Here is a 23637-nt window from a genome sequence, read left to right as displayed (position 1 = left end):
GGTGCCGTCGTATTCTTGCCGGCCTTCTTCGCCATTGTTCGAATTACGTTCACCCTGAACCGGACGCTCGATCCAGGCCGCCGCCCTTTCGTACTATGGCCGCGTGACAACCTCCACCACCCGGCCGGGCGCCGTCATCGCGGCTACCCAGGACGCCGTCGCCCAGGACCGGGTCAATGCCCAAGTCGTCTTCCGGGCCGCCGCCACCGCGCACGACGCGGTGGCCAGCACCATCACCCTCGGCCAGTATCAGGTCGAGGTGGACGAACCGCCGGCACTGGGCGGCGAAGCCGAGGCGCCGAACCCGGTCGAGTACTACCTGGCCTCGCTGCTGTCGTGCCAGATCGTCACCTGGCGGTTCTGGGCGGAGAAGCTGGGTATCGCCGTCGACGAGATCACCGCGCAGGCCGAGGGCGATCTCGACGTCCAGGGCTTCTTAGGCTTGGACGACAGCGTGCGGGCGGGATTCCAGGAGGTCCGGGTGGTCGTCAAGGTGACGGGACCGGAGACCCCGCAGCGCTACCGCGAACTTCAGGAGGCGGTCGACGCGCATTGCCCGGTGCTCGATCTGACCCGTAACGCCACTCCGGTGACCACTCGAGTGGAACTTGCCGGGCAGGATGCTACGCGATGACCGCGATCTCCTTGCCCAGCTGATATCCGGGCGCCAACGGCAGACTGTCACCGCTCCAGAACTTGCCCGGGTCGAACCAGTTGGTGTCCTTGTCGGTGACCAGCAGGCCCATCTCCTCGTAGGTGATGGCGACCGTCTCCGCGCAGTAGGCCGTGGCGATACTCATCCTGCGCTCTTCCCTACGTCGCTGCGTCTTCTCGCTGATCTTCCTGTCCAACAACGGGATTCCGCGGAACCAGTCATTGAGCGTGGGCAGCCGGCCGCGTAGCCAGCGGCCGGTCAGCCGCGCGGTGGTGGGGAAGGCGGTGCCGTCCATACGTGCGATCACCCGCAACAGCTCGTTCTCTTGCTCCCGGGTGGCGTACGGGGTGAGCTGACGAATCCAGCAACGCTGATGGTAGTGCTCGGTCCACTGCAGGAAGACCTGGCGAGCGTCATTGAGCTGGACCCCGCGGTGGTTGCTGCCGGTCCACATGTCGACCAGCTTGTCGCCCAGTTCGGCGTGCCAGATCAGCGGCGGCAGATCGTCGATAGCCACCGTCATGCCGACGTGGTTGACCGGGGCGTTGGTCAACGTCTGGATGGCGCGGTCGGGTCGGGAGCCGCCCCGGAACAGCCACAAGTCGCCGGTGCGAGTCTCGGCCAGCGCCTGGTCCAAGGTCAGCGTGTTGGAGTCCACCAGAGCACTCTAAGAGACGGCGGCCGGATAGCCTTTGCTGATGCGCAACATCTGGAAGTGGGTCGGGCTGGCCGGTGTCGCGGGCGTGGTCGCCGGTGGCGCCCTGGTGGTGCGCGATCAACGCAGACGTCAGGCCTACACACCCGACGAGATCCGGGCCCGGCTGCACGAGCGGTTGGCCGAATCCGACAGCGAAGCCTCTCAGTCCCGCTCCGGCTCGACCTCGACCGCGAACAACCGGTAACTGCCGGAGAATCCTTTCAGCTCGACCTCGTGGCCCTCGTCGAAGGCGATGCCGTCGCAGCCGCTGACTGCGTCCCGAACCGGTTCGCTGACCAGGATCTCACCGCCGGCGGCCTGCCCGGCGACCCGGGCGGCCATCGCGACGTTGCGGCCGAACAAGTCGTCGCCACGGCGTACCGAGCGGCCCATGTGAATGCCGATCCGCACTCGAAGCGCGTTGTGCCGCTTGCGTTTTGCGTCTTTATCCAGTTCCTGCTGCAGGTCCAGGCCGCAACGCACCGCCTGCTCGGCGCGCGCGAAGGCGACCATGAACCCGTCGCCCTGACTTTTAACCACGTGCCCCGAGTGCTTCTTCACCAGCCGATGCACCAGCTTGTCGTGTGCGGCGATGAGCTTGACCCAGGCCCGGTCGCCGATCCGCTCGTTGAGAGAGGTGGATTCCTCGATGTCGGAGAACAGGATCACCACCCGCCCGTCCGGGGTGACCCGCGCCAAGTCGGGCCGCTCCACCTCGGCCCAGTCGGCCAGGTCCTCGATCGAGCTGCGCACGGCCGCGCCGAAACCCTCTTTGCGCACGATGTTTGCGGTGTTCCACACCGTTTTAACGGCCTCCCGGCCGCCCGACCACAGGCGGTTGCGGACGTCCGCCCGCTGCTGCAGTTCCTCGACCTCCTGGCGGCTGCGGGTGAGCAGTTGCCACAGCACCACCAGCCCGCCGGCCTCGAGTACCGCGACTCCGGCCAGGGCGTAGAGCGCGATGTGCAGCACGTCACCCACGCACACCATCCTGTCAGGTCACTTCCGGTTCATTGCGTTCGCCTTGTCGGGTCAATACGCAGTGTCTAGGGTTGGCTTCGACTGCCCGGACGGTGCGCACGTGACGCTGAGGAGACGAAAAACTATGCAACTAGGCATGATCGGTCTGGGCAGGATGGGCGCCAACATCGTGCGCCGCGTCGTCACCGCCGGGCATCAGTGCGTGGTGTACGACCACAGCGCCGACGCGGTCAAGGCGATGGCCGGAGACGACAACATCACCGGCGTGTCCTCGCTGGCCGAGTTGCGCGACAAGCTCGACGCCCCGCGGCTGGTGTGGGTGATGGTGCCGGCCGGCAACATCACCACCGGGGTGATCGAGGAGTTGGCCGGCACGCTCGAGCCCGGCGACATCGTGATCGACGGCGGCAACTCCTACTACCGTGACGACCTCAAGCATGCAAAGTTGTTGGCGGAGAAAGATATTCGTCTGCTCGATGTGGGCACCAGCGGCGGAGTGTGGGGCCGCGAGCGCGGATACTGTCTGATGATCGGCGGCGATCAGGACGCCTTCGAGCATGCCGAGCCGATCTTCGCCACCATCGCCCCCGGGGTGAACGCCGCGCCGCGGACACCGGGGCGCGAGGGTGCCATCGACCAGGCCGAGAACGGATACCTGTACTGCGGCCAGGCGGGTGCCGGGCACTTCGTCAAGATGGTGCACAACGGAATCGAGTACGGGATGATGGCCTCCCTGGCCGAGGGGCTGAACATCCTGCGCAACGCCGACATCGGCAAACGCATCGAAGAGGGCGACGCCGAGACGGCCCCGTTGTCCAATCCCGAGTGCTACCAATACGACTTCGACATCGCCGAGGTCGCCGAGGTGTGGCGGCGGGGCAGCGTGATCGGCTCGTGGCTGCTCGATCTGACCGCGATCGCCTTGCACGAGTCGCCGACGCTGAAGGAGTTCTCCGGCCGCGTCTCCGACTCGGGCGAGGGCCGCTGGACCTCGATCGCGGCGATCGACGAGGGGGTGCCCGCGCCGGTGCTCACCACCGCGCTGCAGTCCCGCTTCGCCTCCCGCGACCTCGACGACTTCGCAAACAAGGCGTTGTCGGCGATGCGCAAGCAGTTCGGCGGCCACGCGGAGAAACCGGCCAACTAGCCGTGCCTACCGCGCCGAGCGTGCGGCTGCGTCAGCCCCGCCTACCGCGCCGAGCGTAAATTTCACGACGTATCACCGGCGTGCCGCGTCGTGAAACTCACACTCGCGCGGGGGGATTCGCGCAGGGGGATGCGCGCAGGGGAACTCGCGCAGGGTGGCTCGCCGGGAAGCCGGGACGGCCGGGTCAGGGGCGTTCGACGAAGGCCACCACCGCGTCGCTGAAGGCATCGTTGTCGTCGCCGGCCGCGGTGTGCCCCGCGTTCGACAATTCGACGAACTCCGCGCGCGGCACTTGGGTCAGGAAATGCTCGACGCCCTCGAGGCTCACCACGTCGGACAATTTCCCGCGGATCAGCAGCACCGGGATGCTCAGGTTGGTGGCGGCCTCCTCGAAACCTTCGGTGCGCAGTTCGGGGTCGTCGCCGGGCTTGGTCATGAACGCCGGGTCCCAGTGCCAGTACCAGCGCCCGTCGCGCAGCCGCAGATTCTTCTTCAGGCCCTCGGGGCTGCGCGGCTTGGCGCGGTGCGGCAGGTAGGCGGCGACGGCGTCGGCGGCCTGCTCCAGCGTCTCGAACCCGTCGATGTTGCTCATCATGAAATCCCGGATGCGGGCACTGCCGTTCTTCTCGAATCGTGGCACCACGTCGACCAGCACCAGCTTGGTCACCCGCTGTGGCCCGGCGCGGTCCGCGACGAGGATTCCGGTCAGCCCGCCCATGCTGGCCCCGATGATCACCACCTGCCGGCCGATCGCATCCAGGACGTGCATGACGTCGGTGGCCAGGGTCTCCACCTCGTAGTCGGCGTCGGGCGCGCGGTCGCTGTCACCGTGCCCGCGGGTATCGATCGCCACCACGTGGTACCCGTCGTCGGCCAGGACCTGTCCGGTGTTCTTCCAGGAGAACCGGTTCTGCCCGCCGCCGTGCAACATCAGGATGGTGGGCCGATCGGATCCGGCGCCGCGGTTCCACTCGTCGGCGATCAGGGTAAGCCCGTCCACCCCGGAGAATTCGACTGTCTGGGGGCTACTCATACGGTGAGTCTCTCTTTCGGTTCGGGTTGTGGGCGGGCCAGGTAGGCGCTGATGACTTCGACGAGCATCTCGCGGTCCCGGGTGCTGTCCAACGGCCGGGGCCAGGTCAGCTGCAGTGCCACCAGGCCGCGGACGGTGGCCCAGATGAGGTTGCCCAGCCGGCTGGCCTGGGCCGGGTCGATGCCGGTGCCCAGGTGCTCGCCGATCTCGGTCATCCGCGCCGACATTGCCGCCAGGTGGGCGTTGGCGGCCGCGGTGCGGGCACCGCGGGTGGCGATCATGATCTCCAGGGCGGCCATCGAGGTGGGGCTGGAGATGCCGCGCCACACCGCTTCCACGACGAACGCCGGCCGATCTTCCGGTGGTATCCGTGCGGCTTTAGCGGGCAGCGCCTCGAGCGCCTCGAGTAATTCGGCAAACCCCTTGTCCGCCACGGCCATCAAGATGCCGTCCAGGTCACCGAAGTGGTATTGCACCACGCCCCAGGTCAATCCGGCTCGTTCGGTGATCTGTCGCATGCTCGGCGGCGCGAATCCCTCCTTCAGGATGTAGCGGACCGTTTCGTCGATGACGGCCTGACGGCTGCGTTCGGCGCGCGCCTGTCCACCGCTCGGCGGCCTGCGTGGTGCGGTCATCGGTTCACCACATCACGCCGCGCAAATGGTCGAGCGGCCGCAGGTCGTGGGCGGCCAGGATGCCGCTCGGCGCCGCGCAGACCGCGTCAATTAGATTGACAACCCTTGCAGCCGTTGCGATTACACCACCCTCGTTGTGGTCGCCGCGGCCACCCAGATGGGTGTTGATCTCGACGCCGGGGCTGCCCGTGACCACGACGCGGTGCACACCGAGGCGGCCATCCGGGGGATAGGCCCAGTCGGGTGCGGTCTGCGGGCCGAGCCGGTTGACGTGTTCCATGGTGATCACCGCCTCGCCGTCGCGCACTCCCTCGACGCCGAACCGCACGGCGGCGACCTGCCCGGGTTCGACGTGCATCATCACGCAGTCGATCGGTTCGGGCGTCACCCACTTCTCGCAGCGTTCCCGGATCTCGTCGAGCTCCACGCCCAGGTCCTGCGCCAGGCTGCGCACCTGCACGCCCCACATCGAGGCCAGCACGCCGGACAGAAACATCACCGGCGTGTGATCCGGGTCGGTACCGAAACCGAAACTGACGCCGGTGAATTCGGCGTCATCGTAGCTGGCGTAGTCGCAGATCTCCTGGACGGTGATGCTGGTGGCGCGCTCGGTGAGGCTCAGCGCGGTGTAGGCCAGGGTGTCGCCGGAGAAGCCGGGGTCGACGCCGTTGATGTACAGCGTCGCGTCGCCCTCGGTGCACGCCTGCTGCAGTGGCTCGCACAGCCAGCTGTCAGCGTGGTCGGGGGCCACCATCCACACGAATGACGATCCGACCACGTTGGTGCCGGCCCGTAGGAACCGGCTGATCTCCGAAATCGCTTCCTTGGGCCGGGTTTCGGCCTGCGAGGCGTACACGACGCAGTCTGCCTGTAGGGCTACGAGCGCGTCGAGGTCGTCGGTGGCCGTGACACCCGTCGGCTCGCGGAGGCCGCACAATTCGGCGGCGTCGCGTCCCAGCTTGCCGGGGCTGAATGCGTGCACGCCCACCAATTCCAGGCCGGGCCGCTCGATCAGCATGCGCAGGGCATGCCGACCGACGTTGCCGGTGGAGTATTGGATGACACGCGTCATGTCAGCGTGGTGGGAATCGGCCACAGCGGCGCGCTCATCTCGGTCCAAGACCGGTAGTGGCCGGGCTGGTTGCCCGAGCGCAGCGCTGCCATCCGCGCGTCGAGTTCGGGCGTGTTCCTGCCGTCGCGCAGGATGTCGAGCATTGCCGCCGTTGCCATTCCGACGTCGAAGATGTCGCGCTGCCAGGACCAGCTGCGGCGCCCGCTGTACTGGAACCAGCTACCACCCAGTCCCTGAATCTCGTACGGCTCGCCGGTGGGCGAGGTGAAGGTGGACAGCTGGCGCCACAGCCCGAACGCCTGTCCGGAGCGATCATCGAAAAGTACTGTCTGGTAGGGATATATCCAGCCCTGAAAGCCGAGCATCTCGGTGCCCAGCGCAAGGTCGCGGATCTCGTCGCGGCCGTTGGCCATGAACTGGTCCGTCGGCGAGTAGGACCAGCCGTAGGTGGCGTCCGGCTCGTAGAAGTCGGCCATCACCCCCCAGTCGCCGGAGTCCTGCGCGCGGCGGTTCACCTCCAGCCAGGCTTCCCAGAACTCGTCGAATTCGCCTCGGTCATATGTCATTCGGTTCCTCACATCAGGTCGGTGATGGTCTTCAGGCCGGCCTCGTACAGCACGCCGGGCAGCATGCCGCCGTCGATCTCGATGGTGGTGCCGTTGATGTAGTCGGCTGCGCCCGAGGCCAGAAACACGACCGTGCGGCCCACTTCGGCCGGTTCGCCGCCGCGCTTCAGTGGAACCTTGGCGAAATACCCGGCACCCGTCGGGTCGTCCTCGGGTAACACGAAAGCGCGGAAGTTGTCGGTGATCGTCGGTCCCAGCGCCACGCAGTTGACCCGCACCCGCGGTCCCCATTCCTGGGCCAGCGACCGCGTCATGTGATTGAGGCCGGACTTGGCCGCGCCGTAGGACACCAGGGTGGGCGAACCCGCGGGGTGGCCGGCGCCGCTGGAGACGTTGACGATGCAACCTGTGCCGTCCTGGGTCTTCATCTGCCGGTAGGCGCGGATGGCGAACCACATCGGGCTGATCAGGTTCATCTGCACCGCGAAGGCGTGGAACAGCGCGGTGCGTTCGAAGTCGTCGCCGCTGCGCGGGGCGCCCTGCAGTCGCTGCACCAGCTCGGGGATGTCTTCGACGTGCGGTGCGGGTACGGTACCCCCGGCATTGTTGACCAGGATGTCGATCCGGCCGTAGCTGTCGGCGACGTGTTGGACGAAGGCGTCGATCGCGTGGTAATCGCCTTGGTCGCAGACCATTTGGGCGCTGCGTTGTGCCCATTCGGGCTCGGACTCGATGCCGGGCAGCGTGTCCAGCGGCGAGCGTGCGCAGCCGATCACGGTGGCTCCTGCGCGCAACAATTCGTGTGCGATGCCCACGCCGACGCCGCGGCTGGTGCCGGTGACGACGGCGACCTTGCCGTCCAGCGCAGGCCGTGGGTCCACTGACAGATGATTACACTCGTAATCTTTTCGGGCAAGCGACTGCGCCGATGAGTTCTGGTCGGCGCCCCGGTCTATGTGAGGGAAGAGATCCAACGAACTAGGAGATGCGATATGCCCGCGATCACGCCCTCACTGTGGTTCGACCAGAACCTGGAGGAGGCTGCCGAGTTCTATGTCTCGGTGTTCCCGAACTCGCACATCGAGGAACTGCACCGCGCCACCGAGGCGGGTCCTGGTGCGCCGGGTTCGGTGCTGTCGGGCACCTTTGTGCTCGACGGCACCCGCTTCCTCGGCATCAACGGCGGCCCGGTCTTTCAACTCAGCGAGGCCGTGTCCTTCATGGTGCACTGCAAGGACCAGGACGAGGTCGACTACTACTGGGAGAAACTGGCCGACGGCGGCCAAGAGTCGCAGTGCGGTTGGCTCAAGGACCGATTCGGCCTGAGCTGGCAGATCACGCCGGACCGGCTGTTCGAGCTCGTTTCGGATCCAGACCCGGCCCGGGCCGCCGCGGCCACCGCCGCCATGCACGGCATGCACAAGATCGTCATCGCCGAGCTGGAGAAGGCGGCCGACCAGGCCTGAGCTCACTCGATGATGCGGTCGATCCACGCAATCGTCGCGTCGATGACCGCCGGCACCTCGTCGGGGTCGTCGCAGCCGGTGACCATCAGCGTGGCCTCGGCCAGCGTCGCGATCAACACCCGCCCGAGCAGCACCTCGCGCGGGGAGGAGCCCAGCTCCAGCGCCGCCAGCCAGTTGCGCAGCTCCGTCGCCAATCGCTTACGGCGGGTGACCTCGAACCCGGCCGGCAGGTCGCCGCAGGACAGCACCCGGGCCGCGTGGCGGTTCTCCCACATCGCCTCCAGATAGGCCCGCACGTGCAGCCGGAACGTGTCGCGCCGGTCGGATGCGGCCTCGCGGTGTGGCTGGACGGCGTTCTCGATGGAGGCGGCGACGGAGTCGGCGAGCTGCTCGTAGATGGCCAGAAACAGCTCGCTCTTGCCGCCGAAGTGGTGGTAGATGCTGCCGATGCTGGCGCCGGAGGTATGCACCACGTCGGCGATGGTTGCGGCGGTGAAGCCTTTCTCCGCGAACACTTCGGTGGCCGCGTCGAGAATCCTGCGCTGGGTGGCGCCGGACTTGGCCCAGCGCCTCGAGGCGGTGGATCGCGCGGTCAACCGGACGCCCGTGTGGACGCGACCGGGGTTGACCTCTGGTGGTACCGCGGCGAACATCATCGTTGCTGGCCTCCCTTTACGCCCATGCCAATAGCGTGCCGTGACAGCGGTGGGAAGTCTGTCGGCCGAGCGGCCAGCGGGGGGGATGAATTTCGCGTCCTCCGATTGATGGGCTTCTGGTCCTCCCAATGGGCCGGTTACGTTGGACGTGCGGGCGAGAAAAAGGTGAACAGGAGTCGAGTTGTCTGAACCACGCTGGGTCGACGTGAAGAGTCCCAACGGTGATCTGAAAGCCCTGACCTGGGGACCCGACGACGCGCCGATTGCGTTGTGCCTGCACGGTTTTCCCGACACCGCGTACGGGTGGCGCAAGATCGCGCCACTATTGGCCGCGGCCGGTTGGCGGGTGGTGGCGCCGTTCATGCGCGGTTACGCGCCGTCGTCGATTCCCGTCGACGGCAGTTACCACGTCGGCGCGTTGATGCACGACGCCCTGCGGGTGCGCTCGGCCGCGGGCGGCTCCGACCGCGACGTGGTGATCGGCCACGACTGGGGAGCGATGGCCGCCGCCGGGCTGGCCGCGATACCCGACAGCCCGTTCGCCAGGGCGGTGATCATGTCCGTCCCACCGATCGGCGCTTTCCGGCCGTTCGGTCAGCTGCCGAACCGGGCCCGCCTGCTCCGCGAAGTGCCGCCGCAGTTGCTGCGCAGCTGGTACATCAGCTACTTCCAGCTGCCGTGGTTGCCGGAACGGTCGGCGTCCTGGGTGCTGCCGCTGTTGTGGCGACGGTGGTCGCCGGGCTACCGCGCCGACGAGGACCTGCGCCACGTCGACGCCGCGATCGGCACCCCGCAGAGTTGGCGCGCCGCGCTGGGCCCCTATCGTGCCACCATCCGTAACACCGAGCCGCCGCCGCAGTACGCCGAGTTGCACCGGCATTGGACCGAGACACCGAAGTTGCTCAGCCTGTACCTGCACGGACACGACGACGGTTGCATGACAGCGGCTTTCGCGCGCTGGGTGGAGCCGGCGCTGCCGGCCGGCAGCGCGGTGGACATCGTCGCCAATGCCGGCCACTTCCTGCAGCTCGAACAGCCCGACAAGGTTGCCGAGCTGGTGTTGGATTTCGTCGGTTCGCCCTGATGCACCGGATGGCCGCCGTCGACGCACAGTTTTACTGGATGTCGGCCAAAGTCCCCAACGACGAGTTCCTGCTGTACGTGTTCGACGGCGAACCTGCCGATCTCGACGGGGCCCTGGAGCAGGTTCGCCGGCGCGCCGAGGCCTGCCCGGACTGGGCGATGCGCGTGCGGGACGACTATGCGGTGCGCTTCCCGCGGTGGGTCCCCGCGGCGGTCGGCCCGGAACTGCTGCTCTGCCACCAGCTGGCGGACGACACCTGGGCTGGCTGTCTGAGCGCGGTAGCCGCCCTGACCGGCGATCAGCTGGATCCGCGCGAGATGCCTTGGCGCTTACATGTATTCACCCCGGTGCGCGATATCCCGGGTGCCATCGGCCCGGGCACGGTCGTCGTGGTGCAGGCCGCGCATGCGCTGGGTGACGGCCGGCGGGTTTCGGCGATGGCGGGCTATTTGTTGGGCCGGTCGGCCCCGGTGCCGCAGGTGGCCCCGCCGCGGCCGGGACTGGCGCCGTGGCGCGCGGTGGAGGCGGTCCGCACGTACCGGCGACTCGTCGCCGATACCGAAGCCGGGCTGTTGCCTGCGGGGGCGGGATCGCGGCGGCCACTGGCCATCAACACCCGCCCCCGGGGAGCGCGATCGCTGCGCACGCTGGTGCGCCACCGTTCGCAACTGCCGGGCGCCACCGTCACCGTCGCGGTGCTGGCCGCGGTGGCCGGTGCGCTGGCGGAGCTGCTCGGCCCGGCCGCCGATTCTCTGGGTGCGGAGGTGCCGATGGCCAAACCCGGTGCGCCGCTGGGCTACAACCATTTCGGCAATGTGGCTGTGGGGCTCTACCCGCACCTCGACCGCGGCGAACGCATGGCGCGGATCGCCTCCGATCTGGAAAATGCCCGCCGCCGCATGTGGCATCCCGCCGGCCGGGCCGCCGATCGGGCGTTCGCCACCGTTCCCGCTGCGGTATTGCGTTGGGGGGTATCGCAATTCGACGCCGAGGCGCGGCCCACGCAGGTGACCGGCAACACTGTGGTGTCCAGTGTGTATCGGGGTGCCGCCGACGTGAGTTTCGGCGGAGCTCCGGTGCTGTTCACCGCCGGCTATCCGTCCTTGTCGCCGGCGATGGGGCTGACCCACGGCGTGCACGGCATCGGCGACACCATCGCTATCAGCGTGCACGCGGCCGAGTCGGCGCTGCCGGACGTGGACGGATATCTGCGACTGCTGGACGCGGCGCTCCATTAGACCCTGGCCGCGAGTGCTACGGACGCCGCGACATCCCGCGCCCGAAACAGCGGTGGCGTTACATCCGCGGAGCAACATGATCTAGTTTTGACGCCATGGCTGCCATCGATGTCGGTTTACTGATCCTGCGGCTGGTACTGGGTCTGACCTTGGCCGCGCACGGCTTGAACAAATTCTTCGGCGGCGGGCGGATAGCGGGGACCGCCCGCTGGTTCGAGAGCATCGGCATGAAGCCCGGCAAATTCCACGCCATCGTTGCCGCCACCACCGAGACGGCGGCCGGGCTGGGCCTGGCCGCCGGCCTGCTCACCCCGATCCCGGCGGCGGGCTTCGTGTCGCTGATGATCGTCGCGGCCTGGACCGTGCATCGCCACAACGGCTTCTTCATCGTCAAGGAGGGCTGGGAGTACAACCTGGTCCTGGCCCTGTGCGCGGTTGCGGTTGCCACCGTGGGCGCGGGCCGGCTCAGCCTGGATCGGGTGATCTTCGGGGATGCCTCGTGGCTCAGCGGTTGGCCCGGTCTGGCAATCTCGCTCGGCCTGGGGCTGGCCGGAGCCATCGGGCAGCTGCTGATCTTCTACCGGCCGCCGGCCAAACAGGCCGCCTAGCGGGCAATTCTCCCGAGCTGGAGGAGTCCTGGGGGATTCCTGGGAATCGCCTGAATTCGCCCACACGGGGGCCGATCACCGGCGAGGGTGAGCAGAATAGGGGCCGCTCTGAGGGCGGCCCCAAGATTTCGTTGACGCGGCTGGCCGGTAGGGGTGCAGATGATATTGGACTTTGCGTGGTTGCCGCCGGAGATCAACTCGGCGCGGATTTTCGCCGGTGCCGGTTCGGGCCCGTTGCATGTGGCGGCGGCGGCCTGGGAGAGTCTGGCCGCGGACCTGTCGGGGTCGGCGAGTTCGTTCGATTCGGTGATCACCGCGTTGGCGGGTGGGCCGTGGGCGGGTCCGGCGTCGGCGGCGATGGTGGCTGCGGCGACGCCGTATGTGGGCTGGTTGAGTGCGGCGGCGGCGCAGGCGACGGCGGCGGCGTTGCAGGCGCGGGCGGCGGCGACGTCGTTCGAGGCGGCGCTGACGGCGACGGTGCATCCGTTGGCGGTGGAAGCCAATCGGGTGTCGTTGGCGACGCTGGTGGCGACGAATTTTCTGGGGTTGAACACGCCGGCGATCTTTGCCACTGAGTTCGACTACGTGGAGATGTGGGCGCAGGATGTGGCCGCGATGCTGGGGTATCACTCGGGTGCCACGGCGGTGGCGCAGAGTTTGACCCCGTTCAGCGTGCCGCCGCTCGATCTGGCGGGCCTGGCGTCGACGGTCAACGCGAACGTCGTCGGGTTCGCCACGTCGGCGTCGGCGGCGCTGAGCCCAGTGGCCGCCGGGGCCACGGCCCTGGTGTCGGAGGTGCAATCGGCGGCCGCCGCGGTACCCGTGTCGACGCTGATGTCGGTGGCCCAGGTGGGCGCATACCCGGCCAGCATGCTGATCGGTCCATTGATGCAGCTGGGTCAGACGGCCAATGCCGGCACCGCCGGATTGGCCGGTGCGGCAACGGGATTGGCTGACGTACCGAAATTCGTCGGCGACACCATGCCAGCCGCCGGCAGCCTCGGCGGCGGCGGTCTGGGGGCGGGATGTCGGGGAGCCTGGGGCAGGCGCGACTCGTCGGTGCAATGTCGGTGCCACCCACGTGGGAGGGTTCGACGCCCAAAGGTATGACTACGTCTGCGATGCAAGGCCTGGGTGCGATGCCCAATGCTGCCGCGGCAGCTCAAGCGGCGCCCACCGGCGGCGGCATGCCGATGATGCCGATGCCAATGGGTGGCGGTGCCGGTGGTGGCGCGGGGATGCCCGGCGGCCCGTTGGGCCGCGGCGGCGCCAGTCCGCACGTTACGCAGAACCGGCCCAGCGTGATTCCGCGCACGGGCGTCGGCTAGCAGCCTCGCCCGCCGCACTCACGATCAGGCCTGCGCGGCAACCACTTCCGCCGCAGCACGCTCCCCGGAGCGGATCGCGCCGTCGACCCAGCCGCACATCACGGCCGAGCTTTCGGTCCCGGCCCAATGGACCCGCCCGCACGGCGCCCGCAGGGTACGGCCGAACTCGGTCAGCACGCCGGTGGGAGTATGGCTGATCATGCCGCCGCCGGAGTACCGGTCCAGCGTCCAGTCCTGCAAATGGAATTCCACTGGCGCACCGGCCTTTTCGCCGAACCGGCGGACGAGTTCGCCGATGATCAGCTCCCGGCGTCCGGTCTCGTCGAGCCGCAGCAGCCGGCGCGCGGCGCGCCCCTCGGTGATGGCGCACATGATCCCCGGGTTCCCGGAGTCGGTGCACGCGTCGATGGTCAGCGTCACCGGCGTGCCTGGTGCGGCGGACTGCCCGGAGAATCCGTCGGCGCGCCAGAACGGTTCGTCGTAGACGACCGAGGTCTTGATCACCGCACCGCTGGGCATCCGCTGGTGCAACATCGCCCGGTCCACCGGCAGCGCGGGTTGGTAGACGATCGAGGTGGCGATCGCCATCGGAATCGCCACGATCGCGCGCTGTGCGCGCACCGTAAGACCATCGGCGCTCACCGTGACGCCGTCGGTGTCCTGGGTGATTTGGCGAACCGGCTGCGACAGGTGCAGCGCATCCCCGAGTGCGGCAACCATCGGCCGATAGATCGCCCCCATCCCGCCGACGGGGCGGGCGTCCTGTGAGCCGCCCCTGCCGGAGATCACGAAGGTGGGACCGCCGCCGGAGGACATCTGCAGCAGCATCCACAGCAGCGACACCTCGGCGGAAGTCGAGGTGTAGGTACCGCCCAATACCAGGTCGAGCATCTCGCGGGCCGCCCTGGACGGCACGTTGCGCTCCAGCCAGTCGCCGATACTGGTCCGATCCCATTCGGCGGCATCCGTTGCATCCCAAGGGTTTTCGCGCGGAATGGTCTTGCACATCTGCTCCAGGGACAGCAGCGCCACGCCGAGGTTGGCCACCGCCCACGGGCTCATGCTCCAGGGCAGCTTCCCCCCGTAGCGGTGTTTTTTGCCGTTGACGATCATCATGGCGTCGCCGTCGTCGTGCTGTTTGTAGTCTCCGACGCCGAATTCAGCCATCAGCGCGTAGATCCGGTCCTGGCCGGGCCCGACCCAGGCGCCGCCGCGGTCGATCCACACCCCGTCATCGCGCGGCACCGTGAAGGTGCGGCCGCCGACCCGGTCGCGCGCTTCCAGCAGCGCCACCGAGTGGCCCGACTGCTTCAACCGCAGCGCTGCCGTCAGGCCGGCGAACCCGGCCCCGACCACGCAATAATCGACATCCGTCATACCCGACTCCTCAGTGGTCCGGCGATCCCGCACTGATCATGCCGGTTGGCGAGGCCCGACCACAGGCGGATAAGGAAGATCGGTACTGGTGTGCGGGTCGACGTGGACCGGATGACCGAGGTAGGGGAAAGCCCGCTGCGCGCATGCGGCGCGCGCGCAGATCTTGCAGCCGGCACCGATCGGCACCATCGCCTCCGGGTCGGTCAGGTCGACCCCGACGGAATAGATCAGCTTTTCGGCATGGACCAGGTCGCATCCGAGCCCGACGGCGAAGCTCTTGTCCGGGCCCAGGTAGCGGCTGGGTTCGCTGGTGGTGGTGCGGGCGACCCAGAAATAGGTGCGCTCGTCGGGCATCTGGGCGACTTGGGTGAGGAACTGGCCGGGCCGGGAGAACGCGTGATGTACCACCCACAGCGGGCAGTTGCCGCCGACACGCGAGAAGTGAAAAGCCGTGGCGGACTGCCGTTTCGAGATGTTCCCGGCGCTGTCGGCACGGACGAAGATGAACGGGACGCCGCGCGCGTTCGGACGCTGCAGGGTGGACAGCCGATGGCAGATGGTTTCGAAGCCGACCTCGAATCCTCTTGCCAGCGAGTCGATGTCGTAGCGTGCACGCTCTGCGGCTTCGAGGAATCGTTGGTAGGGCAACAACAATGCGCCGGCGAAGTAGTTGGCCAGGCCGATGCGGGCCACCGCTCGCGCGTCGTCACTGAGCTGGTCGTCTGCCGCGATCAACCCGGTGATCAACTCGGCCTGGGTGAGCAGCGCGATCTGGGTGGCGAGTTGAAAGGCGCGCTGGCCGGGATGCAGCCACCGCGCCACGTACAACGTCTTCGATTCAGGGTGGAAGAGGCGCTTGGGAGTTGGGCTGCAGCGCCTGGCCGCCGTCGATGACAACGGTCACGCCGAGTTCATCGTCCAGGAAGTCGGCCAGCTGGGCGTCGAGCCCGCCGATCCGCATACGTTTCCGGTCGAATAGCCTCTCGGCTGCCAGGTCCAGCTCGCCGATGTAGTTCTTGCGGTCGTAGAAGAAGTCGCGGACCTCTTCGAAGGGCATCGGCTGCTGCGTGGCCGTCGGGCTCTCGATGCTCGCGCGGCTGTGCAGAGCCTCCAGGTCGGCGGTGGCGTCGTGCAGTCGGCGGTGCAGATTGACCAGTGTTTGTCCAATGGCCGGCATCCGCGCGACGAGTTCCTCGATCTGTGCTGCGGTGGCGGCCCCCTCGGCGAGCACCTCGCTCAGATCGGAGATCAGGCGCGCATCGGAGTCTGGGGCGAAGTATTGCGCCGGCAGGTTGAAACGCTCGGTGAGGGTGAGCAGCACTGGCACGGTGATGGGACGCTGATCATTCTCCAGCTGGTTGACGTAGCTGGTGGACAGTCCCAGGGCGCGCGCCAGCGCCACCTGGGTCAGCCCCTGGTCCTCACGTAGCCGCCGCAACCGCGCACCGGCGAACGTCTTCGCCACCTTGGACACCGTACGCCCGCCTCCTTACACAACATTTGCAAAATCGCGCCCGCAAGGACACAAAATTACGCCTTTACAGTGCATTTACCCCAGTTGTGGCGCTGCGTACTGTGCGTCTTATGCGTATCCACGACGTTCGAGCACGGCGCAGCGCCGACGACTTCCCGCGTACCGAGCACCTGGCCTGGAAGATCGCCGAGGTAGCGGCGGACCCGGTGGGGGTACCGGCCGAGACCGAGTCGATGGTGATCAACCGCATCATCGACAACGCTGCGGTGTCGGCCGCCTCGGTGATTCGTCGGCCGGTCACCGCCGCCCGCGCACAGGCACTCGCACACCCGGTATCGGCCAAGGGGGCGAAGGTTTTCGGCGTCACCGGCGATTACTCGCCGGAATGGGCAGCCTGGGCCAACGGTGTCGCGGTCCGCGAATTGGACTTCCACGACACATTTCTGGCTGCCGAGTATTCCCACCCCGGTGACAACATCCCGCCGCTGGTAGCTGTCGCCCAGCACCTCGGCATCGGGGGAGCGGACTTGATCCGGGGCCTGGCAACCGCCTACGAGATTCAGATCGACCTGGTCAAGGGAATCTGCCTGCACGAGCACAAGATCGACCACGTCGCCCATCTGGGTCCGTCGGTGGCCGCCGGTTTGGGCACCATGTTGCGCCTGGACAAGGAGACGATCTATCAGGCCGTCGGCCAGGCACTGCACCTGACGACGTCCACCCGGCAGTCCCGCAAAGGGCTGATCTCGAGCTGGAAGGCTTTCGCCCCGGCGTGGGCGGGCAAGGTCGCCATCGAGGCCGTGGACCGCGCGATGCGCGGCGAAGGTGCGCCCGCTCCCATCTGGGAGGGTGAGGACGGGGTGATCGCCTGGCTGCTGTCCGGCCCCGAGCACACCTATCAGGTGCCGCTGCCCGAACCGGGTGAGCCAAAGCGCGCGATTCTGGACAGCTACACCAAGGAGCACTCCGCGGAGTACCAGAGTCAGGCCCTGATCGACCTGGCCCGCCGGCTGCGCGAGCGGATCGGCAACCTGGACGAGATCGCCACCATCGTGTTGCACACCAGCCACCACACCCATTACGTGATCGGCACCGGCGCGGGCGACCCACAGAAGATGGATCCGGACGCGTCCCGGGAAACTCTGGACCACTCGGTGATGTACATCTTCGCGGTCGCGTTGCAGGACGGAACCTGGCATCACGAGCGCTCGTACACGCCCGAGCGGGCGCACCGGCCCGACACCGTCGAGCTGTGGCACAAGATCTCCACCCTCGAAGACCCCGAGTGGACCCGTCGTTACCACTCGACTGATCCCGCGGAGAAGGCGTTCGGTGCCCGCGCCGAGATCACCCTGAAAAGCGGCGAGGTGATCGTCGACGAGATCGCTGTCGCCGACGCACACCCATTGGGTGCCAGGCCCTTTGAGCGCAAGCAATACGCCGCGAAGTTCGCCGAGTTGGCCGAAGGTGTGGTCGACGACGCCGAACAGCAGCGTTTCCTGTCGGCGGTCGAGGGGCTCGCTGCGCTCGAGTCGGGTGAGCTCGGTGCGCTCAACGTCATCGTCGCCCGTTCCGTGTTGGACAAGGCGCCGACGATTCCGGCCGGGATCTTCGGATGAGCGGGCTGATCGGCAGCGCCGTGCCCGCCGGGCAGAAGCGCGCCAGATTTCGCAGGGCGCTGGAAAGTGGACGACTGCAACGCTTCCCGGGAGCATTCTCACCGCTGGTTGCCAAGCTGGTCGCCGAGCTGCGATTCGACGGTGTGTACGTGTCCGGTGCGGTGCTCTCCGCCGACCTGGGTCTGCCCGACATAGGTTTGATCACGTTGACCGAGGTCAGTGTGCGCGGCGGGCAAATCGCCGGCGCGACGGACCTACCCACCCTGATCGACGCCGACACCGGTTTCGGTGAGCCGATGAGCGCCGCGCGCACCGTGACGGTGCTCGAAGATGCGGGGGTTGGCCGGCTGCCACCTGGAAGACCAGGTCAACCCTAACGCTGCGGGCATCTCGACGGCAAAGCGGTGGTGCCGACCGGGGAGATGGTCAAGCGGTTGCGGGCCGCCGTATCGGCAAGGCGCGACCCGAACTTCATCATCTGCGCCCGCACCGACGCGGCCGGCATCGAAGGAATCCCCGCGGCGATCGACCGGGCGAAGGCATACGCCGATGCGGGCGCCGACCTCATCTTCACTGAAGCCTTGAACACACCGGCTGATTTCGAGCAATTCCGCGATGCGGTCGACACGCCGTTGCTCGCGAACATGACCGAATTCGGAAAGTCTGAGTTGCTCACGGTCGCACAACTTTCCGACATCGGTTACAACGTGGTGATCTATCCGGTGACCACGTTGCGACTGGCCATGTATGCCGTAGAGGTAGGACTTCGCGAAATATCCTCCAGCGGAACGCAATCCGATCTGATCGACCGCATGCAACATCGCAGCCGACTCTACGAGCTACTTCGGTACAGCGACTACAACCAATTCGATTCTGATATCTACAACTTCGCCCTGCAAGGAGTCACGTCATGAGCGGCAACAACGAAGCAACTGCGGACGCACCCCGGATTTTCAAGGGACTGACCGGCGTCGTGGTCGACACCACCGCCATCTCCAAGGTGGTCCCCGAGACCAACTCCCTGACCTACCGCGGCTACCCGGTCCAAGACCTTGCCGCGCGTTGCAGTTTCGAACAGGTGGCGTATCTACTCTGGCACGGCGAGCTGCCCAACGATCAGCAGCTCGCACTATTCACCCAACGGGAACGCGCCAACCGCCGGTTGAATCGCTCCCTGCTGTCGCTGATCGCCAAGCAGCCCGACACCTGTCACCCGATGGACGTGCTGCGCACCGTGATCAGCTACCTGGGCGCCGAAGACGCCGAAGAAGAGGACAGCAGCGTCGAAGCGAACTACGCGAAGTCGTTGCGTATGTACGCCGTACTGCCCACCATCGTCGCTGCCGACATGCGCCGCCGGCGTGGCCTGGAACCCATTGCGCCGCATAGTCATATGAACTATGCGCAGAATTTCCTGCACATGTGCTTCGGGGATGTGCCCGAACAGGTGATCGTCGATGCCTTCGAGCAGTCGATGGTGCTGTATGCAGAGCACAGCTTCAACGCATCCACGTTCGCCGCCCGGGTGGTCACCTCCACCCAGTCCGACATCTACAGTGCGGTCACCGCGGCAATCGGAGCTTTAAAAGGACCGCTGCACGGCGGAGCCAACGAAGCCGTGATGCACGACATGCTCGAAATCGGCACGGCCGAAAGAGCTTCGGAGTGGTTGCAGGGCAAGATCGCCCGCAAAGAGAAGATCATGGGATTCGGGCACCGGGTGTACAAGAACGGCGATTCGCGGGTGCCGACCATGAAGCGTGCCCTGGAACGAGTGGCGGCTGTCCGGGACGGCCAGCGATGGCTGGACATCTACCACGTCCTGGAGCAGGGGATGGCGAAAGCCAACGGCATCAAGCCGAACCTGGACTTCCCGACCGGGCCGGCCTACTACATGATGGGCTTCGACATCGGTTGCTTCACACCGATCTTCGTGATGAGCCGGATCACCGGGTGGACCGCCCACATCATGGAGCAGACCGCCTCCAACGCGTTGATCCGTCCACTCAGCGAGTACGTCGGACCACCGCAACGTGCACTCAGGTGATCTCCAAAGTTCTGGTCGCGAACCGGGGTGAGATCGCGATACGTGCCTTTCGCGCCGCCTACGAGTTGGGTGTCGGCACCGTTGCGGTCTACCCGGTCGAAGATCGAAATTCGGCCCATCGGGCAAAGGCCGACGAGTCTTACCAGATCGGCGAGCCCGGTCATCCGGTACGGGCCTATCTCAACGTGGCGGAGATCGTCGCAACGGCGCGCGCCTGCGGTGCCGACGCGATCTATCCCGGCTACGGATTCCTCTCGGAGAACCCAGAATTGGCGGCGGCGTGCGCATCCGCCGGAATCATCTTCGTGGGTCCATCGGTTGAGATTCTGCAACTGACCGGGAACAAATCGCGGGCGGTCGCTGCGGCGCGCGAGGCGGGCCTTCCCGTGCTCGCCTCAGCCGCGCCTTCTTCGTCGCCGGAGGAGCTGATTGCGTCCGCAACTTCGATGCAGTTCCCGCTGTTCGTCAAGGCGGTTGCCGGGGGCGGCGGCCGCGGCATGCGCCGGGTGACCGATCCCGCCGAACTGGCCGAAGCTATCGAGTCGGCGTCTCGGGAAGCCGAGTCCGCTTTCGGTGATCCGACCGTGTTTCTCGAGCAGGCGGTGATCAATCCGCGTCACATCGAGGTACAGATCCTGGCCGACGCCGAGGGAAACGTCATCCACCTCTATGAGCGTGACTGCAGCGTGCAACGCCGGCATCAGAAGGTGATCGAACTCGCACCGGCCCCAAACTTGGACGCCGAACTACGAGAACGCATCTGCGCGGACGCCGTGGCATTCGCCCGTCAGATCGGCTACACCTGTGCCGGCACCGTCGAATTCCTGCTCGACGAACGCGGGAATCACGTATTCATCGAGATGAATCCCCGTATTCAGGTGGAGCACACGGTGACCGAAGAGATCACCGACGTCGACCTGGTGTCCAGCCAGCTCCGTATTGCAGCCGGGGAGACCCTCGCTGATCTGGGTTTGAGCCAAGAGGCGATCACCCCGCACGGCGCGGCTCTGCAATGCCGCATCACCACCGAAGATCCGGCCAACGGTTTCCGCCCCGACACCGGACGGATCAGCGCCTACCGCGCTCCGGGCGGGTCGGGCATCCGCTTGGATGACGGCACACATCTGGGCGCTGAAGTATCGGCACACTTCGATTCCATGTTGGTCAAATTAACCTGCAGGGGAAGAGATTTCGATACCGCTGTGCGCCGGGCCCGCCGGGCCGTCGCCGAGTTCCGCATCCGCGGCGTCACCACCAACACCGCCTTCCTGCAGGCAGTGCTCGACGATCCGGACTTCGCCGAGGGGCGGTTGACGACATCGTTCATCGACGAGCGCCCGCAGTTGCTTACCGCCCACACCAGCGCCGACCGGGGCACCAAGATCCTGCAATATCTGGCCGATGTGACGGTCAATCAACCGCACGGTCCGCGGCCCTCCGCGGTGTATCCGCGTGACAAGCTGCCGCAGCTGGATCTCACGGTGCCGCCGCCGGCGGGTTCGAAGCAACGCCTGACCGAGTTGGGTCCGGAAGGGTTCGCACGGTGGCTGCGGGAGTCGAATTCTATCGGTGTCACCGACACCACATTCCGCGATGCGCATCAGTCGCTCTTGGCTACCCGGGTCCGCGGCACCGGTCTGGTCAAGGTGGCTCCCTACGTCGCCCGGATGATGCCGCAACTGTTGTCGGTCGAGTGCTGGGGTGGGGCGACCTACGATGTGGCGCTGCGCTTTTTGAAGGAAGACCCGTGGCAGCGGCTTGCCGCCCTTCGTGAGGCGATGCCCAACATCTGCCTGCAGATGCTGCTGCGTGGCCGAAACACAGTGGGCTACACGCCCTACCCGGAGATCGTCACATCGGCCTTCGTCGACGAAGCCGCCCGAACCGGTGTCGACATCTTCCGGATCTTCGACGCGCTCAACAACATCGACTCGATGCGGCCGGCGATCGATGCCGTACGGGAGACGGGTACGGCGGTCGCCGAGGTGGCCATGTCCTACACCGGTGACCTGAGTGATCCCGCCGAAAATCTCTACACGCTGGACTACTACCTGAAGCTCGCCGAGCAGATCGTCCTGGCCGGTGCGCACGTATTGGCCATCAAGGATATGGCAGGGTTGTTGCGGGCGCCGGCCGCGACCACATTGGTATCGGCACTCAAGTCACGTTTCGATTTGCCGATCCATGTGCACACGCACGACACCCCGGGTGGACAACTAGCTACCTATATGGCGGCCTGGCAAGCCGGCGCCGACGCGGTGGACGGGGCCGCGGCGCCGCTGGCCGGAACGACGAGCCAGCCCGCGCTGTCCTCGATCGTGGCCGCTGCGGCGCATACCAGCTACGACAGCGGATTGTCACTTGACGCAGTGTGTGCGCTGGAGCCTTACTGGGAAGCATTGCGAAAGGTGTACGCACCCTTCGAATCCGGGCTGCCGTCGCCGACCGGAAGGGTGTATGCCCACGAGATTCCGGGAGGGCAACTGTCCAACCTGCGCCAGCAGGCGGTGGCCCTGGGATTGGGCGACCGCTTCGAGGACATCGAAAATGCTTACGCGGGTGCGGATTCCATTCTGGGACACCTGGTCAAGGTGACTCCGTCGAGCAAGGTGGTCGGCGACCTCGCCTTGGCCCTCGTCGGTGCCGGCATCACCGCGCGGGACTTCGAGCGCGACCCGACTCGGTATGACATCCCGGAGTCGGTGATCGGATTTCTGCGCGGCGAGCTCGGCGATCCACCCGGTGGCTGGCCGGAGCCGTTGCGTAGCAGAGCATTACAGGGACGAGGTCCAGCCAGAACCGAGCAGCCGATCTCGTCGGAAGATGAGCGCACGTTGGCCGTGCCGGGGGCCGGCCGCCAGGCTGCGCTCAACCGGTTGCTGTTTCCCGGACCCACGAAGGAGTTCGAGGATCATCGCGACAGATACGGTGACACGTCAAGCCTTAGCGCCAATCAGTTCTTCTACGGATTGCGCAGCGGCGAGGAGCACCGGGTCAAGCTGGAGCCCGGCGTCGAACTGCTGATCGGCCTGGAAGCCATCTCCGAGCCCGACGAGCGCGGCATGCGCACGGTGATGTGCATCATCAACGGTCAGCTGCGTCCGGTGCTGGTGCGCGACAACAGTATTGCTGCGCAGATACCGGCCGCCGAGAAGGCCGAGCGCGGTAACCCCAGTCAGATCCCAGCGCCGTTCACCGGAGTCGTGACGGTCAGCGTCGAGGTGGGTGACCGGGTCGAAGCCGGGCAAACCGTCGCGACGATCGAGGCGATGAAGATGGAAGCCGCCGTCACCGCACCCAAGGCCGGAAACGTCACGCGCGTCGCGGTTTCCGGCGCTGCCCATGTCGAAGGTGGGGATCTGTTGCTGGTGGTGGAATAGTGCGGGTACCTCTAGCCGCCCCACTTGGCGGCTTCGGCCTGGTCGCGGGCCATCATCGCCATCGTGTTGGCTTCGTGGGTGCTGGCCATCGACTGATACGCGCGCACCAGATCCTCCATGGCCTGGTTCCACTGCACCTGCCAGGCCTGATACGTCAACCCGGTGTCACCCTGCCAGGCACTGTGCAAGGCGGCCTGCTCGGCGGAGATGTCGGCGCCCAGCCCCGTCATCGTGCCCGCGTAACCGGCCATGTCCCCGGCGTGCGCCAGCATCGCCGGGTAGTTGTACATGATCTGCGACATGCGTGATCCTCCCTGGTAACAGACCGGCTCAGAAACCGGTGTAGGTCGAGGCGGCCGCGGCATCGGCAGCCACATAGGTACCCGCGGCATCACCGAGGTTGGCCTGGGCGATGTCCAGCAACGTGTTCACCCGCGCCGCGACCTCCACGAACCGGGCATGCGCCGCCTGAAACGCCGCCGCGGACTCACCCTGGTGAAACGCCTGCGCCGACATCGCCGCCTGCTCGGCCTTGCTTCTTCGGCGTTGCCGGTTGCGCGTTTTGCCCGCCTAG

General features: G+C 66.7%; 20 protein-coding genes and 4 pseudogenes. 12 read left to right on the top strand and 12 right to left on the bottom strand.

All coding sequences use genetic code 11. The annotated features are described in order from the left end of the window. Positions 1–103: 103 nt before the first annotated feature. A complete protein-coding gene (locus tag L6444_RS23815; protein ID WP_236977618.1) occupies positions 104–634 on the top strand; it encodes an OsmC family protein in 531 nt (176 codons plus the stop codon). On the opposite strand, the gene L6444_RS23810 is transcribed toward L6444_RS23815, so the two are convergent. Then, on the bottom strand, positions 624–1313 hold the full coding sequence (locus L6444_RS23810; RefSeq protein WP_236977617.1) for a guanylate cyclase: 690 nt from the start codon (positions 1311–1313) through the stop codon (positions 624–626). The two genes, L6444_RS23815 and L6444_RS23810, sit on opposite strands and share 11 nt — an antisense overlap. Positions 1314–1353: 40 nt before the next feature. Between L6444_RS23810 and L6444_RS23805 the strand changes: the two genes are divergently transcribed. Beyond that, on the top strand, positions 1354–1557 hold the full coding sequence (locus L6444_RS23805; protein ID WP_236977616.1) for a hypothetical protein: 204 nt from the start codon (positions 1354–1356) through the stop codon (positions 1555–1557). On the opposite strand, the gene L6444_RS23800 is transcribed toward L6444_RS23805, so the two are convergent. Further along, positions 1515–2342: an adenylate/guanylate cyclase domain-containing protein gene (locus L6444_RS23800; RefSeq protein WP_236977615.1), complete on the bottom strand. Its 828-nt coding sequence runs from the start codon at positions 2340–2342 to the stop codon at positions 1515–1517. The genes L6444_RS23805 and L6444_RS23800 overlap by 43 nt on opposite strands. A 115-nt stretch (positions 2343–2457) precedes the next feature. On the opposite strand from L6444_RS23800, the gene gnd reads away from it, so the two are divergent. Further along, positions 2458–3480, top strand: a complete 1023-nt coding sequence (gnd, locus tag L6444_RS23795; protein ID WP_236977613.1) for a phosphogluconate dehydrogenase (NAD(+)-dependent, decarboxylating) — start codon at positions 2458–2460, stop codon at positions 3478–3480. 184 nt (positions 3481–3664) lie between these two features. Here the strand turns inward: gnd and L6444_RS23790 are convergent, their stop codons facing one another. From L6444_RS23790 to L6444_RS23770, 5 genes are read right to left on the bottom strand one after another with little or no spacing between them, the layout of a single operon-like run. After that, positions 3665–4513, bottom strand: coding sequence for an alpha/beta fold hydrolase (locus L6444_RS23790; protein WP_236977612.1), 849 nt, complete (start codon positions 4511–4513; stop codon positions 3665–3667). Continuing rightward, the gene (locus L6444_RS23785) at positions 4510–5148 is read right to left on the bottom strand and encodes a TetR/AcrR family transcriptional regulator (RefSeq protein WP_236977611.1); all 639 of its coding nucleotides are present in this window, start codon (positions 5146–5148) and stop codon (positions 4510–4512) included. Before L6444_RS23785 ends, L6444_RS23790 begins: the two co-directional genes overlap by 4 nt. Positions 5149–5152: 4 nt before the next feature. Beyond that, a complete protein-coding gene (locus L6444_RS23780) occupies positions 5153–6220 on the bottom strand; it encodes an NAD(P)H-dependent amine dehydrogenase family protein (RefSeq protein WP_236977610.1) in 1068 nt (355 codons plus the stop codon). Beyond that, positions 6217–6786: a nuclear transport factor 2 family protein gene (locus tag L6444_RS23775; protein WP_236977609.1), complete on the bottom strand. Its 570-nt coding sequence runs from the start codon at positions 6784–6786 to the stop codon at positions 6217–6219. The genes L6444_RS23780 and L6444_RS23775 overlap by 4 nt, the downstream gene beginning before the upstream one ends. An 8-nt stretch (positions 6787–6794) precedes the next feature. Further along, the gene (locus tag L6444_RS23770) at positions 6795–7667 is read right to left on the bottom strand and encodes an SDR family NAD(P)-dependent oxidoreductase (RefSeq protein ID WP_236977608.1); all 873 of its coding nucleotides are present in this window, start codon (positions 7665–7667) and stop codon (positions 6795–6797) included. Positions 7668–7778: 111 nt separating this feature from the next. Between L6444_RS23770 and L6444_RS23765 the strand changes: the two genes are divergently transcribed. Further along, positions 7779–8252, top strand: coding sequence for a VOC family protein (locus L6444_RS23765; protein ID WP_236977607.1), 474 nt, complete (start codon positions 7779–7781; stop codon positions 8250–8252). 2 nt (positions 8253–8254) lie between these two features. Here L6444_RS23765 and L6444_RS23760 read toward each other — a convergent pair whose 3' ends face one another. Next, entirely contained in the window at positions 8255–8908 is a 654-nt protein-coding gene (locus L6444_RS23760) for a TetR/AcrR family transcriptional regulator (RefSeq protein WP_236977606.1), read from the bottom strand. Between the two features lie 181 nt (positions 8909–9089). Between L6444_RS23760 and L6444_RS23755 the strand changes: the two genes are divergently transcribed. The 4 genes and pseudogenes from L6444_RS23755 (at position 9090) to L6444_RS23740 (ending at position 13166) form a co-directional block, all read left to right on the top strand. Beyond that, complete coding sequence (locus tag L6444_RS23755; RefSeq protein ID WP_236977604.1) at positions 9090–9992, top strand: alpha/beta fold hydrolase; 903 nt, start codon at positions 9090–9092, stop codon at positions 9990–9992. An 8-nt stretch (positions 9993–10000) separates the two neighbouring features. Beyond that, entirely contained in the window at positions 10001–11230 is a 1230-nt protein-coding gene (locus tag L6444_RS23750) for a WS/DGAT domain-containing protein (protein WP_236984378.1), read from the top strand. Positions 11231–11325: 95 nt separating this feature from the next. Then, positions 11326–11838: a DoxX family protein gene (locus L6444_RS23745; RefSeq protein WP_236977603.1), complete on the top strand. Its 513-nt coding sequence runs from the start codon at positions 11326–11328 to the stop codon at positions 11836–11838. A gap of 159 nt (positions 11839–11997) precedes the next feature. Then, a pseudogene (locus tag L6444_RS23740) lies at positions 11998–13166 on the top strand (PPE family protein). A 24-nt stretch (positions 13167–13190) separates the two neighbouring features. On the opposite strand, the gene L6444_RS23735 reads toward L6444_RS23740, so the two are convergent. Both L6444_RS23735 and L6444_RS23730 read right to left on the bottom strand, forming a co-directional pair. Continuing rightward, the gene (locus tag L6444_RS23735) at positions 13191–14543 is read right to left on the bottom strand and encodes a flavin monoamine oxidase family protein (protein ID WP_236977601.1); all 1353 of its coding nucleotides are present in this window, start codon (positions 14541–14543) and stop codon (positions 13191–13193) included. Positions 14544–14579: 36 nt separating this feature from the next. Next, positions 14580–16017, bottom strand: a pseudogene (locus L6444_RS23730) (short-chain fatty acyl-CoA regulator family protein). Positions 16018–16127: 110 nt separating this feature from the next. Here L6444_RS23730 and prpD point away from each other — a divergent pair. The 4 genes and pseudogenes from prpD (at position 16128) to L6444_RS23710 (ending at position 23063) form a co-directional block, all read left to right on the top strand. Then, positions 16128–17636: a 2-methylcitrate dehydratase PrpD gene (gene prpD / locus L6444_RS23725; RefSeq protein WP_236977600.1), complete on the top strand. Its 1509-nt coding sequence runs from the start codon at positions 16128–16130 to the stop codon at positions 17634–17636. Then, positions 17633–18550: pseudogene (gene prpB / locus L6444_RS23720) on the top strand (methylisocitrate lyase). Before prpD ends, prpB begins: the two are co-directional and overlap by 4 nt. Further along, a complete protein-coding gene (locus L6444_RS23715; protein WP_236977599.1) occupies positions 18547–19683 on the top strand; it encodes a bifunctional 2-methylcitrate synthase/citrate synthase in 1137 nt (378 codons plus the stop codon). The pseudogene prpB and the gene L6444_RS23715 overlap by 4 nt, the downstream one beginning before the upstream one ends. Then, positions 19680–23063 carry a pyruvate carboxylase gene (locus tag L6444_RS23710; protein WP_236977598.1) on the top strand — a complete coding sequence of 1128 codons (3384 nt, stop codon included), beginning with the start codon at positions 19680–19682 and terminating at the stop codon, positions 23061–23063. Before L6444_RS23715 ends, L6444_RS23710 begins: the two co-directional genes overlap by 4 nt. Positions 23064–23074: 11 nt before the next feature. Here the strand turns inward: L6444_RS23710 and L6444_RS23705 are convergent, their stop codons facing one another. Further along, on the bottom strand, positions 23075–23365 hold the full coding sequence (locus tag L6444_RS23705; protein WP_236977597.1) for a WXG100 family type VII secretion target: 291 nt from the start codon (positions 23363–23365) through the stop codon (positions 23075–23077). 28 nt (positions 23366–23393) lie between these two features. Next, positions 23394–23597, bottom strand: a pseudogene (gene esxG / locus L6444_RS23700) (type VII secretion system protein EsxG); the annotation flags it as partial. Positions 23598–23637: the final 40 nt, after the last annotated feature.

Origin of the sequence: Mycobacterium kiyosense (assembly GCA_021654635.1) — a bacterium.
GTDB classification, from domain to species: domain Bacteria; phylum Actinomycetota; class Actinomycetes; order Mycobacteriales; family Mycobacteriaceae; genus Mycobacterium; species Mycobacterium kiyosense.
This window is presented reverse-complemented; position numbering and strand designations above follow the sequence as displayed.